A 12,843-nucleotide genomic window follows, 5' to 3' on the forward strand; every position below is an offset into this window, starting at 1 on the left:
GCTGGACCGTCGGCGCCAAAAAGAGCCCGGCTGAAAGTGGCTGGGCATTTTCATGTGGCTGGGCTGTCTTCCTTGTCGTCGCCTGGGTGCAAAGGGAAGCCGGCGTCCTTGCTGCCTTTGTTGGCAATCATCGTTCGCAGCGCATCCATGAACGTTGGGCTCAGATGACCGTCCGACTTGGCGATCGTCTCCAGCAGCCGGATGGTCGCAGACTGCTGTTCCTGCATCCACTTGAAAACCGCAGTTGTGTGCGTCGCGTCGCGGGCAGCCAACTCTGCGATCTCGCCAGACTCGGCCAAAATCTCGCCCAGATGGAAACTCTGTTCGAGCCGACGAACTATCTCAGCGGTAAGCGATCGCTTGTTTTGCCGAGCATGCGCCTCCAGCCGCTCCTTTAGTTCAGCGGGGAACCTGAGATTTACCTGGGGATCCGTCCTTGCCATGCCTCTCCATAAAGCACCGTACTATTGACCGCAATAAAGACCCGTGCTTTATGGGTGAACAACGAAGCAAGCCTAGAAGGTTCGAGCAATGGCCCGCGGTGATCCTCAGGTTCCTGTCCGGCTTCCCCCAGATGTCAAGGCGTTCATCAAAGCGGAAGCGCAAGAGAACGCCAGTTCGCAAACCTCCGAGATTGTTCGCGCCATACGTGCCGCTATGAGGGCCAAGGCTCGCGAGCACGATTCGTCCCCCGCGGAGGCATGAGTTTCGAATGAACCGACCAGCGCCATTCCGCCAGGCTGATCTCTCCCGCGCGCTGAAGGCGTGGCGTTCGGCCGGCTTGGAGCTCGGGCGCGTCGAGATCGAGCCGAGTGGCAAGATCGTGATGACGCCGCGCCGCGGTGAGAGTGATCCGGTCAACGGCTATCCCAACGAATGGGACGATACGCTGCAATGAAAAAGCGGACCCGCAACCCGTTCCCAGGCTTGACCCGCGTCGTCGACCAGCACGGCAAGGTTCGCTGGCGCTTCCGCATGAAGGGCCGTCCCGCTTGCTACATCACCGGCGAATATGCGTCTGTCGAGTTCCGCGCCGCATATGAGGCCGCGTCCAAGAAATCGCCTGACATGCTGCCAGTGATGGCGCGGGCCGAATTCGGCACCTTCAACTGGCTGATTGAGCACTACATGCGCCTGCCGAAGTGGCAAAAGCTGGCGCCAATCAGCAAGCGCAATCTCTTGCACGAGTTCGGCCGGTTCCGAGTCGACCATGGTTCGAAGCGGGTGAAGATGCTTCGGCGTGAACATGTCGAGGCGCTGATCGCCAAAAAGAGCGGCACGCCTGCGGCCGCTAATCGCCTTCTGAAATTGCTGCGGAGACTCTGCCGCTTCGCAATCCTCAAGGGCGTCATTGTCGCTGATCCGACCGTCGGGACCGATCGCTATGCCGAGAACCCTGACGGCTATCACACATGGACGGAGGAGGAGATCCTGCAGTTCGAGGCGCACCACGGCATAGAATCGAAAGCGGTGCTGGCGCTGCGCCTGATCCTCAACACCGGAGCCGCGCGGCAGGACGTCATCCGTCTTGGCCGGCAGAGCGTCCGGGACGGTCGCATCGCCTACAGGCGCGGCAAGACCGGCGGCGACGTCGACCTGCCGATGCTAGGCGAGCTCCTCGAGGTTCTGGCTCCGCTGCCGTCTGACCGATTGCTGTTCCTGACCCACACCGGCGCGCGACCCTACAAGGCCACGACGTTCGGCAACTGGTTCAGGGACCAATGCGTCGCCGCAGGGCTCCCGAATTGCTCCTCGCACGGGCTGCGGAAAGCCGGCGCGACCCGTCTCGCCGATGCCGGCGCGACCGAACTGGAGATCATGTCCTTCCTCGGTCACCGAACTCCCGACGAGGCTCGCAAGTACGTCAAGAAATTCAACCGGGCCAGGCTAGGCGATTCCGGAATGGAGAAGGTCGCGAGAGCGAAAAGGGAACAAGGTGTGTCCAACCATGTCGAAAGGTTAGACATTCGTCGGCGCAACGATTTGAAAGTAAAGCGGGATTAGAAAATGGTGGTACGCCCAAGGGGAATCGAACCCCTGTTCCCGCCGTGAGAGGGCGGTGTCCTGACCGCTAGACGATGGGCGCTGACAGTTCGGCGCGTATAATCCGGCGGCCGGAAAAATGCAACCGCGATTCGCGAGCCATAGGCAGCGACCGCAAGCGTACGTGCGGATTCATGTCATAGAGCCCCTTACGCGCACGAAGGGATGCGCGGCGCTCTAGCGACGCGGCTCGATCAGATCCCAGAGATTGCCGTAGAGATCGGCGAAAACCGCGACCGTACCATAAGCCTCACGGCGCGGTTCTTCGCGAAACTCGACGCTTCGCGCCAACATGGCTTCGTGGTCGCGGGAGAAATCGTCAGTTTCAAGGAACAAGAAAACCCGGCCGCCGGTCTGGTTGCCGATGCGCGAGCGCTGCTCGTCGCCATCGGCCCGTGCGAGAAGCAGATGCGGGCCGGCGCCGGCGGTGGGGCTGACCGTGACCCAGCGCTTGCCACCGCCGAGGTCTACGTCCTGGACGAGGCGGAAGCCGAGCTTCTGCGTGTACCAGGCAATGGCTTCGTCGTAATCGGCCACGACCAGCGCGACTGTGGCGATCTTTCGCGCAGGCGTCTCTGCCATCGTTCCGCTCACTCGGATTTCAGATCGAAGCGGCCGATTATTCGGCGCTCGGCGATGTCGTAGAGGAAAATCGCCCGCCCGCCGCCGGCAAGCTCGGCATCCAGCGTGATGCGGTTTCCCGACAGCGAATGCGAAACGAGCCTCGCGCCGGCGGGAAGCAAGATGTCGCCGGCGATCACGCCACTTTCGGCCGGAGACGGCACGGCCTCGTTGCCGCCGACGGCCGCGACCTCGCTCGGCACGCCGGTTTTGTAGACAATCGCCGCCAGCACCGCCATAAGGGCCAGGAACAGCAGGCCGAGATTGATCGCTACGAAGCGGACGAGCTTGCGGCGCACCTTCTCGACGGCCGGGTCGAGCGGTTTTTCCTCGTTATCGTCAATCGCTGGCCGCGCCATAGTGGGAAAAACCTGGAATTGTCTGCAATGAGCGACCCTGATAGCGAAGCCGGCGCTGCAATGAAAGGGCTGACGGCCGGCCCCGACGCCGCAGGACTGCGGCTCGACCAGTGGCTCGCGGCAGCTCTCGGGCCGGATTTTTCGCGCAACCGCGTCCAGACGCTGATAAGGCAGGGTGCGGTTCGCGTCGGCGGCGCGGTCGTCAGCGAGCCGAAGCGCAAGATGGTCTCGGGCGACGCCATATCCTTGGAGCTGCCCGAACCGGAACCGGCGGAGCCGGCCGGCGAAGACATCCCGCTCGACATACTTTTCGAAGACGACCAGCTGATCGTACTCAACAAGCCGCCGGGCCTTGTGGTGCATCCCGGCGCCGGCAACTGGACCGGTACGCTCGTCAACGCACTGATCCACCATTGCAGCGACAGCCTTTCGGGCATAGGCGGCGTCAAGCGGCCGGGCATCGTGCACCGCCTCGACAAAGACACCAGCGGCGTCATGGTCGTTGCCAAGACTGACCGCGCGCACCAGGCGCTGTCGGAAGCCTTCGCCGATCACGGGCGGGCCGGCGACCTCGAACGGGCCTATATGGCGCTGGTCTGGAACATCCCGCAGCGCAGGGCCGGCACGATTGACGCGCCGCTCGGCCGCGCCTCCGACAGGACCCGACGGGCGGTGGTGCCGGAAGGCCGCGACGACGCCCGCCACGCCGTAACTCACTACGCCGTGCTGGAGCGCTTCGGCGAAAAGCAGGAGGAATTCGCCAAATCCGCCCTGGTCGAATGCCGCCTGGAAACCGGCCGCACGCATCAGATCCGCGTGCACATGGCCCATATTGGCCACCCCGTGATCGGCGATCCCGACTACGGCGCGGCCTTCCGCAGCAAGGCCAACCGCCTGCCCGAACCACTCAGATCGCAGGTCAATGCCTTTCCGCGCCAGGCGCTGCATGCGCGGCTTCTGGCCTTCCGCCATCCGGTTTCGGGCGAGCTGATGCGCTTCGAGGCGCCGTTGCCGGCCGACATGGAAGAGCTCGTCGCCGGCTTTCGGAATCTCTGAACCTCGGTTGAGAAAACCTGAATGGCGTTGTTCACTTTGGCGTGACACACTGTTTAGGATTGAACAAATACTGGATTTTCCGGTTTTGTTCCTATATAAGGGTGTTTGTCGCGGACGGGCGGCAACGCCACCGCGCCATATGCCTGCCTTGTTCAGGGGGCAAATATTCGAGAGGAGGGTGCTTTATGGCCCAGACACTACCAAGCATTGTTTCCGGGGAAGGCGGCCTCAGCCGCTATCTGGAAGAAATCCGCCGTTTTCCGATGCTTCAGCCGCAGGAAGAGTACATGCTCGCCAAGCGGTATCAGGAGCATGAGGATACAGGCGCGGCCCACAAGCTCGTGACCAGCCATCTGCGCCTCGTGGCCAAGATCGCCATGGGCTATCGCGGCTATGGACTGCCGATCGGCGAGGTCATTTCCGAGGGCAATGTCGGCCTGATGCAGGCCGTCAAGAAATTCGAACCGGAGCGCGGCTTCCGGCTGGCGACCTACGCCATGTGGTGGATCAAGGCGTCGATCCAGGAATACATCCTGCGCTCGTGGAGCCTCGTGAAGATGGGCACCACCGCCAACCAGAAACGGCTGTTCTTCAACCTGCGCAAGGTGAAGGGCAAGATCCAGGCGCTGGACGAGGGCGACCTTAAGCCGGAGCAGATCACCGAGATCGCGACCCGGCTTAACGTCAGCGAGGCCGAGGTCGTCTCGATGAACCGCCGGCTCTCGGGCGATGCCTCGCTCAATGCGCCGATCCGCGCCACCGAAGGCGAATCCGGCGAATGGCAGGACTGGCTGGTCGACGACCACGACAGCGCCGAAACGGTGCTGATCGAGCAGGACGAGCTGGAAAACCGCCGCTCGATGCTGGCCGGCGCGATGTCGGTCCTCAATGATCGCGAAAAGCGCATCTTCGAGGCCCGTCGCCTGTCGGAAGAGCCGCTGACGCTCGAGGAGTTGTCGAGCGAGTTCGACATCAGCCGCGAGCGCGTCCGCCAGATCGAGGTGCGCGCCTTCGAGAAGGTGCAGGATGCGGTGAAAGCCGCGGCCAAGCGCCAGGCCCAGGCCCTGCGCACCATCGAGGCCCAGCCGGCGGCGTAAGCCCCGGCGCTTCGGCGAGATGAACTGAAAGCAAAAACCGCGTCGGCTTGCCGGCGCGGTTTTTGTTTGGAGCCTGAGGCAGTCGCGCCTCTCCCTTCTCCCCTTGTGGGAGAAGGCGGACTGGTGCGCAGCACCAAGACGGATGAGGGGTTGGAAGAAATGAGGCGGGGAAATCAGGGCACGACATTGTCGAATGCTGTGCAATTGCGGCCGTTGGCACTCCGTCCAGCACCCCTCATCCGACCTCGCTTTCGCTCGGCCACCTTCTCCCACAAGGGGAGAAGGGACAACGCGCCTCGCTACTCCTTCCGCACCGCCAGCTTCAGCGCCAGGTCTTCCATCCGCTGCGCCAGGCCGCTGAGCGCGCCGGTGAGTGCGGCGTCGTTCTTGTCGGCCTTGATGAGCGCATCGTCGCGGGTCTTGCGGAGCGTCATGATCTCGCTCTCCATACCCTTGACGCGCTTTTGTAGTTCGGCCAACTCGTCCATGACCATGATCCCGGACATCACGGTCAGCCGCTGGTCGCCGATTTCGCCGAAGGAATCCTTCAAATGCGAAACGTAGCGGTCGAAGCGCTGGGCGAGGTCAATCAGATGTTCTTCCTGGCCCTCGTCGCAGGCCATGCGGTAGGCTTTGCCGTCGATCGTGACTGTCACTTGCGCCATCTGATCACCTGTCCAGAACCGCGCGGATAGTTTCCATGGCCGTTACGAGACGCCGGGAAACTTCCTTGTTGGCCTCCTCCAGCCTCTCGGCGCGGGCCTCGGAATTGTCGAGTTCCTGCGCCAGCCGGCTGCGGTCGGCGTTCATGCGCTGCACTTCGGCTTCGGCTTCGGAATAATCCTGTTCGTGTTCGAGGCGGGCCGCGACGCCTTGTTCCAGCGCGTCGATGGCCCTGCCGAGCCGGCTAATGACTTCCTTGAGCGTCGTTTCCCCGGTCATGGCTCCTGTCCAACCCCGCCCATCACTGAATCGTCCGCATTCAGAACGATTTATCCCCGAAACATTAGGCGTCGTGTGAAGCAGCCGTCAACAAAGTGATTCGGGCTGTCCCCTGCTATCGCGCGACGGCCCGCCGCAAGGGTTCGGAGTTCAGCCGGAAAGAGCGCCGCTTTTGTTGACTCACGCGGCGCGCCTGCTATGTGTCGCCTGCCTTTTTCGGGGGACACGACGCAGCTGTTGCCCCGCCGTTCAATCTGCAGCGAGCACATGATGAACCAGCGCGAAAAACATGACCGGATGGCCAATGCGATCCGCTTCCTTTCGATGGACGCGGTCGAAAAGGCGAATTCCGGCCATCCCGGCCTGCCTATGGGCGCGGCCGACATGGCGACGGTGCTCTACACCCGCTTCATGAAGCACGACCCGAAGAACCCGTCCTGGCCGGACCGCGACCGCTTCATCCTGTCGGCCGGCCACGGCTCCATGCTGCTCTACTCCCTGCTCTATCTGACCGGCTACGAAGACATCACGATCGACGAGATCAAGAACTTCCGCCAGCTCGGCTCGCGCACCGCCGGCCATCCCGAATACGGCCATGCCGCCGGCATCGAGACCACCACCGGCCCGCTCGGCCAGGGCTTGGCCAATTCGGTCGGCATGGCGCTCGCAGAGCGCATCCTCAACGCGCGCTTCGGCGACGCCCTGGTCGACCACTACACCTATGTGATCGCCGGCGACGGCTGCCTTATGGAAGGCATAAGCCAGGAGGCGATCTCGCTTGCCGGACACTTGAAACTGTCGAAGCTGATCGTGCTCTGGGACGACAACAACATCTCCATCGACGGCCCCGTATCCCTCGCCGATTCCACCGACCAGCTTGAGCGTTTCGCCGCCTCCGGCTGGAACACCATGCGCTGCGACGGCCATGACCCGGACGCCATAGCCGACGCGATCGAACTGGCCCGCCATTCCGACCGCCCGACGCTGATCGCCTGCAAGACCACAATCGGCTTCGGCGCACCGACCAAGGCTGGCACCAACAAGGTGCATGGCTCGCCACTCGGTGCCGAAGAGATCGCGGCCACGCGCAAAACGCTGGGCTGGACCGCCCCGGCGTTCGAGGTGCCTTCCGACATCCTCGATGCATGGCGCCTGTCCGGCCTCAATGCCGGCAGGAAGCGCAAGGAATGGGAACAGCGCCTCGCCGCCGCCGAAGGCGAGATCCGCGCCGAATTCGAGCGCCGCATGCGCGGCGAACTACCCGGCGGCCTGGACGGGATGATCGCGGAGTACAAGCAGAAGCTCGCCCGCGATAGGCCGAAGGTCGCCACCCGCAAATCGAGCGAAATGGCGCTGGAGGTCATCAACGCGGCTGTGCCGGAAACCATCGGCGGCTCAGCCGACCTGACCGGCTCCAACAACACCAAGACCAGCCAGACCAAGCCGATTTCGGCCGGCAACTACGGCGAGCGCTACGTTCACTACGGCGTCCGCGAGCATGGCATGGCCGCCGCGATGAACGGCATGGCGCTGCATGGCGGCGTCATCCCCTATTCGGGCACGTTTCTCGTCTTTTCCGACTATGCGCGCCCGGCCATGCGGCTGGCCTCGCTGATGGGCATACGCTCGATCTTCGTGATGACCCACGATTCGATCGGCCTCGGCGAGGACGGCCCGACGCATCAGCCGGTAGAGCAGTTGGCGGCGTTGCGCGCGATCCCGAACCACACCGTGTTCCGCCCCGCCGACGCGACCGAAGTCGCCGAATGCTGGCAGCTCGCGCTGGACTCGGCGAAGACGCCATCGACCATTGCGCTTACCCGCCAGAACCTTTCGGCGGTGCGCACCGAGTTTGTCGAGGAGAACCTCTGCGCCTATGGCGCCTACGAACTCGCGACGGCCAACGGCGATGCGCAGGTGACGATCTTCGCCAGTGGCTCCGAGGTCGAGATCGCACTGGCTGCCCGCACTGCATTGCAGGCGCACGGCCACCCAACCCGCGTCGTGTCGGTGCCAGCCTTCGAACTGTTCGAGAAGCAGAGCGACGACTACAAGGCCGCGATAATCGGCAACGCGCCCGTCAAGATCGCCATCGAAGCGGCGATCCGGCTCGGCTGGGATCGCTTCATCGGCCTGGACGGCATCTTCATCGGCATGACCGGCTTTGGCGCCAGCGGGTCGATCGAGCAGCTCTACCCGCATTTCGGCATCACCGCCGAAGCGACGGTGAAGGCAGCGGAAGCGCGGCTGCACAAGAAGTCACATTGATCTTTGCCACGGGCGCGTTGATCTTGGCCCCGCGGCACCGACTTTCGCCCCCCAAGGAGAACCGAGCATGACTGTCAGAGTTGCCATTAACGGATTTGGCCGCATCGGCCGCAACATCGTGCGCGCCATCTACGAATCCGGCCGCACGGATATCGATGTCGTCGCCGTCAACGATCTCGGCCCGGTCGAGACCAACGCTCATCTGTTGCGCTATGACAGCGTCCATGGCCGCTTCCCGCGCGACGTGGAAGTCCACGGCGACATGATCAGCGTCGGCAAGGAGAAGTTCAAGGTGCTGGCGGTGAAGGACCCGTCGCAGCTGCCCTGGAAGGATCTCGGCGTCGACATCGCGCTCGAATGCACCGGCATCTTCACCGCCAGGGACAAGGCGTCCGCGCATCTTGCCGCCGGGGCCAAGCGCGTCATCGTCTCCGCCCCTTCGGACGGCGCCGACCTGACCGTGGTCTACGGCTGCAACCACGACAAGATCACCAAAGACCACATGGTGATCTCCAACGCCTCCTGCACCACCAACTGCCTGGCGCCCGTGGCGATGGTCCTCAACAATGCCATCGGCATCGAAAAGGGCTTCATGACGACCATCCATGCCTATACCGGCGACCAGCCGACACTGGACACGATGCACAAGGACCTCTACCGCGCCCGCGCCGCGGCGATGTCGATGATCCCGACCTCGACCGGCGCAGCCAAGGCCGTGGGCCTGGTGCTGCCGGAACTGAAGGGCAAGCTCGACGGCGTCTCGATCCGCGTGCCGGTGCCGAACGTCTCGGTGATCGATTTCAAATTCGTCGCCAAGCGCAACGTCACGGTGGAAGAGGTCAACGAGATTCTCGTCGCCGCCGCCAACGGCCCGCTGAAAGGCATCCTCGCCTACACCAACGAGCCGCTGGTTTCGATCGACATGAACCACAACCCGGCATCCTCGACCTTCGCGCTCGACCAGACCAAGGTGATCGAGGGCAACCTCGTGCGCGTCATGTCCTGGTACGACAATGAATGGGGCTTCTCGAACCGCATGGCCGACACCGCCGCCGCGTTCGGCAAGGTCATCGCCTGACGCCGGGTTCGAAATTCACACGATCAAAACGCCCGGCATCGTCCGGGCGTTTTTTGTTTAGGGGCTGCGGCAAATGCGGCGCAGAGCCATGATAATCATGCAATTTTCTTGCGCGCCACCTTACCTTCGCCGCACTCTGCGTTAAGCAGGAGAACACGCAGAGGGGAAGGGGTTGAATGGAGCAGTCGATCTATCTCGTTACGCTGGTCGGTGCTGCTCTTGTGCTGGCCGCTGCGTTTTCGAGCCTGATCGCCTTCCGGTTCGGCGCCCCGCTGCTTCTGCTCTTTCTCGGCATCGGCTTGGCCTCGGGCGTCGACGGCCTCGGCATCCAGTTCGACAACGCGCAGTTCGCCTATTTCGTCGGCTCGCTGGCGCTGGCGGTCATCCTGTTCGATTCGGGCTTCGGCACTCCGCTCAACGTGCTCCGCCAGGCAGCGCTGCCGGCCCTGTCGCTCGCGACAATCGGCGTGCTGGTGACGGCCGGCATATTCGGCGTCGTCGCCTTCTACATGACCGACTTCACCTGGCTGGAAAGCTTCCTGCTGGGAGCGGCCGTCGCCTCGACCGACGCGGCGGCCGTGTTCTTCCTGCTGCGCGCCGGCAACGTCAATTTGCGCGAACGCGTCCGCTCTACGCTCGAAATCGAGTCCGGCACCAACGATCCGATCGCCATCTTCCTGACCATCACACTGGTCGAGATCATCGCCGCGGGCGCAAACCCCAATGCCGAACTCCTGTTCATCGACCTCGTTATCGGCTTCGTCGTGCATATGGGGCTTGGCGCGGCGGCGGGACTGATCGGCGGCTTCCTGATCGTGCGCCTGGTCGAACGGCTCAATCTCGACCAGGCGCTGCTGCCGATCTTCGTCTTGACCCTGTCGCTGATAGTGTTCGCCGCCGCCGGCGCGATCCACGGGTCGGGCTTTCTCGCGGTCTATCTGGCGGGGCTCGTCGCCGGCAATTCCGATATACGCGCGGTGTCGGTGCTGAGGCGCTTCCAGGCCGGCATGTCCTGGCTGGCCCAGATCATCATGTTCCTGGTGCTCGGCCTGTTCGCGACGCCGTCGCAATTTCCCGAGATCCTGGCAGTCGCCTTCGTGCTCGGCCTGTTCCTGATCTTCGTCGCCCGCCCGCTGGCGGTCTGGATCTGCCTGCTGCCCTTCAACATGCCGCGCCAGGAGACGGCGTTCATCTCCTGGGTGGGCCTGCGCGGCGCTGTGTCGATCCTGCTCGCCATCACGCCGATACTCGGCGGGCTGGAAAATGGCCGCGATATCTTCAACATCGCCTTCATCGTGGTGCTCGTTTCGCTGGTGATCCAGGGCTGGACTGTCGGCCCGCTGGCCCGCCGCCTGGGGCTGATCGTGCCGGCGCGGCTCGGCCCGCTGGAAAAGGTGGAGCTGGAGCTCCCCGGCTCAGCCCATCACGAACTCCTCGCCTATACGATCGTGCCTGGCAGCCCGGTGGCGCGCGGCCAGCGCATTCCCCGCTGGGCGCGCCCCTCCCTGGTGGTGCGCGAAGGCCGGTCGATCAAGTACCAGGACGCCGGCCGGTTGCTTGCCGGCGATCATGTCTACATCTTCGTGCCCGACCGCTATCCGCGTCTGCTCGACCGGCTGTTCGCCAGCCGGACCGAAGTCGATCCGGAGGACGCCGATTTCTTCGGCGCCTTCGCCGTGGACCCGACCCGTCCGGCCGCGGACCTCGAAGCAGCTTACGGAACGGGCCTGATCGAGGCCGAAACCGCTATGACCATCGGCCAGCTGATTCTCTCCCGGCTCGGCGGACGCGCCGAATATGCCGATCGGGTCACCATCGGGCCGATCGAGCTGATCGTGCGCGAGGTCGACGAGAAGGGCCGCATCATTTCCGTCGGCGTGTCGCTGGAGCCGGCCCCGCCGGCGCCGCCGATCCCCGCCTTCCTGAGCGCCAGTGAAATCGGCGACCGGTTGCGCAGTCTTTTCGCCAGGCTTAAGAAACGCGGTGTCGCATCGGCGCCGGCCGCCGATGCCGAGACGCCCGATTCCTACAACAGCCGCGGCCATTGAACTCATTGCATCCGCCGTTCGGCGCGATAGGCTGCGGCAAATTAAGTTCAAAGGTGGTGTAATGGCCGGTTTCAGGACGCTCGACGATATTGGCAATGCGAAGGGCAAGCGCGTCCTGGTCCGCGTCGATTTGAATGTGCCCGTCTCCGACGGCAAGATCAGCGACTTCACCCGCATCGAGCGGATCATGCCGACCCTCACCGAACTGTCGGACAAGGGCGCCAAGGTCATCCTGCTGGCACATTTCGGCCGGCCGAAGGACGGCCCGGATCCGGTCTTCTCGCTCGACCCGGTGGCGAACGCCGTTTCCGCGATGATCGGCCGCCCGGTCGCCTTCGCCGCCGATTGCGTCGGCAAGGAAGCCGCGGACGCCGTATCCGCGATGAAGGACGGCGACATCCTGCTCCTGGAAAATACGCGCTTCCACAAGGGCGAGGAGAAGAACGATCCGGCCTTCGCCAAGGCGCTCGCCGCCAATGGCGACATCTACGTCAACGATGCCTTCTCGGCCGCGCACCGCGCGCATGCCTCGACCGAAGGCCTCGCCCACCTGCTGCCGGCCTATGCCGGGCGCACGATGGAGGCGGAACTGCAGGCGCTGGAAAAGGGCCTCGGCAACCCCGCCCGCCCGGTGGTCGCCATCGTCGGCGGCGCCAAGGTATCGAGCAAGCTCGATCTCCTGATGAACCTGGTGAAAAAGGTCGACGCGCTGGTGATCGGCGGCGGCATGGCCAACACCTTCCTCGCCGCGCGCGGCGAAAGCGTCGGCAAGTCGCTTTGCGAGCACGACCTGGCCCCGACGGCGCGCCAGATCATGATCGAGGCGGCGAGCGCCGGCTGCGCCATCATCCTGCCGTCCGACGGCGTCGTCGCCCGCGAATTCAAGGCGGGCGCGGCCAACGAGACGGTGGCGATCGACGCCGTGCCCGTGGATGCCATGATCCTCGACGTCGGTCCCAAAACCGTAGAGACGGTAAACCAGTGGATCGACCGCGCGGCGACGCTGGTCTGGAACGGACCGCTCGGCGCGTTCGAGATCGAGCCCTTCGATGCCGCGACCGTTGCCGCAGCCAAACACGCAGCAGAGCGCACCCGCGAGGGCAAGCTGATTTCCGTGGCCGGCGGAGGCGATACGGTCTCGGCGCTCAACCATGCGGGCGCGGCCGACGATTTCACCTATGTTTCCACCGCGGGCGGCGCATTTCTCGAATGGATGGAAGGCAAGGACCTGCCGGGAGTGGATGTGCTCAAGGCGTAGAGCACTTTGCAGCCAGGTGGACCCGAATGCATTCGGCTTCTTCTCGGGGCGGATGAAACACTTCCACACCGCA

General features: G+C 63.9%; 14 protein-coding genes and 1 tRNA gene. 9 read left to right on the forward strand and 6 right to left on the reverse strand.

Annotated features, from left to right (window positions below; genetic code table 11):
• Positions 1-50: 50 nt before the first annotated feature.
• Positions 51-443 (reverse strand): Arc family DNA-binding protein, encoded by a 393-nt coding sequence (locus ACG873_RS21855; RefSeq protein WP_394887560.1) that lies wholly within the window; start codon positions 441-443, stop codon positions 51-53.
• Between the two features lie 88 nt (positions 444-531).
• Between ACG873_RS21855 and ACG873_RS21860 the strand changes: the two genes are divergently transcribed.
• The 3 genes from ACG873_RS21860 to ACG873_RS21870 are packed head-to-tail and all read left to right on the forward strand — an operon-like array spanning position 532 to position 2,004.
• Positions 532-705: an Arc family DNA-binding protein gene (locus ACG873_RS21860; protein ID WP_394887562.1), complete on the forward strand. Its 174-nt coding sequence runs from the start codon at positions 532-534 to the stop codon at positions 703-705.
• Between the two features lie 7 nt (positions 706-712).
• Entirely contained in the window at positions 713-898 is a 186-nt protein-coding gene (locus tag ACG873_RS21865; RefSeq protein ID WP_394887564.1) for a hypothetical protein, read from the forward strand.
• Positions 895-2,004 carry a tyrosine-type recombinase/integrase gene (locus ACG873_RS21870; protein ID WP_394887565.1) on the forward strand — a complete coding sequence of 370 codons (1,110 nt, stop codon included), beginning with the start codon at positions 895-897 and terminating at the stop codon, positions 2,002-2,004. The genes ACG873_RS21865 and ACG873_RS21870 overlap by 4 nt, the downstream gene beginning before the upstream one ends.
• A gap of 7 nt (positions 2,005-2,011) precedes the next feature.
• Here the strand turns inward: ACG873_RS21870 and ACG873_RS21875 are convergent.
• The 3 genes from ACG873_RS21875 to ACG873_RS21885 all read right to left on the reverse strand — a co-directional run bounded on the left by ACG873_RS21875 (position 2,012) and on the right by ACG873_RS21885 (position 3,023).
• Positions 2,012-2,086: transfer RNA gene (locus tag ACG873_RS21875), tRNA-Glu, on the reverse strand.
• Between the two features lie 134 nt (positions 2,087-2,220).
• On the reverse strand, positions 2,221-2,625 hold the full coding sequence (locus ACG873_RS21880) for a VOC family protein (protein ID WP_394887567.1): 405 nt from the start codon (positions 2,623-2,625) through the stop codon (positions 2,221-2,223).
• Positions 2,626-2,633: 8 nt separating this feature from the next.
• Entirely contained in the window at positions 2,634-3,023 is a 390-nt protein-coding gene (locus ACG873_RS21885; RefSeq protein ID WP_394887569.1) for a fimbrial protein, read from the reverse strand.
• 27 nt (positions 3,024-3,050) lie between these two features.
• Between ACG873_RS21885 and ACG873_RS21890 the strand changes: the two genes are divergently transcribed.
• Together ACG873_RS21890 and rpoH are read left to right on the forward strand one after the other, a co-directional pair.
• Positions 3,051-4,079, forward strand: a complete 1,029-nt coding sequence (locus ACG873_RS21890) for an RluA family pseudouridine synthase (RefSeq protein WP_394887571.1) — start codon at positions 3,051-3,053, stop codon at positions 4,077-4,079.
• 185 nt (positions 4,080-4,264) lie between these two features.
• Positions 4,265-5,176, forward strand: coding sequence for an RNA polymerase sigma factor RpoH (gene rpoH / locus ACG873_RS21895; protein ID WP_394887572.1), 912 nt, complete (start codon positions 4,265-4,267; stop codon positions 5,174-5,176).
• A gap of 299 nt (positions 5,177-5,475) precedes the next feature.
• On the opposite strand, the gene ACG873_RS21900 is transcribed toward rpoH, so the two are convergent.
• Positions 5,476-5,841, reverse strand: a complete 366-nt coding sequence (locus ACG873_RS21900) for a cell division protein ZapA (RefSeq protein ID WP_394887574.1) — start codon at positions 5,839-5,841, stop codon at positions 5,476-5,478.
• A gap of 4 nt (positions 5,842-5,845) precedes the next feature.
• Positions 5,846-6,118: a DUF4164 domain-containing protein gene (locus ACG873_RS21905; RefSeq protein WP_394887576.1), complete on the reverse strand. Its 273-nt coding sequence runs from the start codon at positions 6,116-6,118 to the stop codon at positions 5,846-5,848.
• A gap of 270 nt (positions 6,119-6,388) precedes the next feature.
• Between ACG873_RS21905 and tkt the strand changes: the two genes are divergently transcribed.
• From tkt to ACG873_RS21925, 4 genes are all read left to right on the forward strand, one after another.
• Entirely contained in the window at positions 6,389-8,386 is a 1,998-nt protein-coding gene (gene tkt, locus ACG873_RS21910; protein WP_394893643.1) for a transketolase, read from the forward strand.
• Between the two features lie 67 nt (positions 8,387-8,453).
• On the forward strand, positions 8,454-9,464 hold the full coding sequence (gene gap, locus ACG873_RS21915) for a type I glyceraldehyde-3-phosphate dehydrogenase (protein ID WP_394887578.1): 1,011 nt from the start codon (positions 8,454-8,456) through the stop codon (positions 9,462-9,464).
• Positions 9,465-9,640: 176 nt separating this feature from the next.
• The gene (locus tag ACG873_RS21920; protein ID WP_394887580.1) at positions 9,641-11,512 is read left to right on the forward strand and encodes a potassium/proton antiporter; all 1,872 of its coding nucleotides are present in this window, start codon (positions 9,641-9,643) and stop codon (positions 11,510-11,512) included.
• A 61-nt stretch (positions 11,513-11,573) separates the two neighbouring features.
• A complete protein-coding gene (locus tag ACG873_RS21925; protein WP_394887582.1) occupies positions 11,574-12,770 on the forward strand; it encodes a phosphoglycerate kinase in 1,197 nt (398 codons plus the stop codon).
• Positions 12,771-12,843: the final 73 nt, after the last annotated feature.

Origin of the sequence: Allomesorhizobium aridi, from assembly GCF_043769475.1 — a bacterium.
In the GTDB taxonomy this organism is placed as follows: Bacteria; Pseudomonadota; Alphaproteobacteria; order Rhizobiales; family Rhizobiaceae; genus Allomesorhizobium.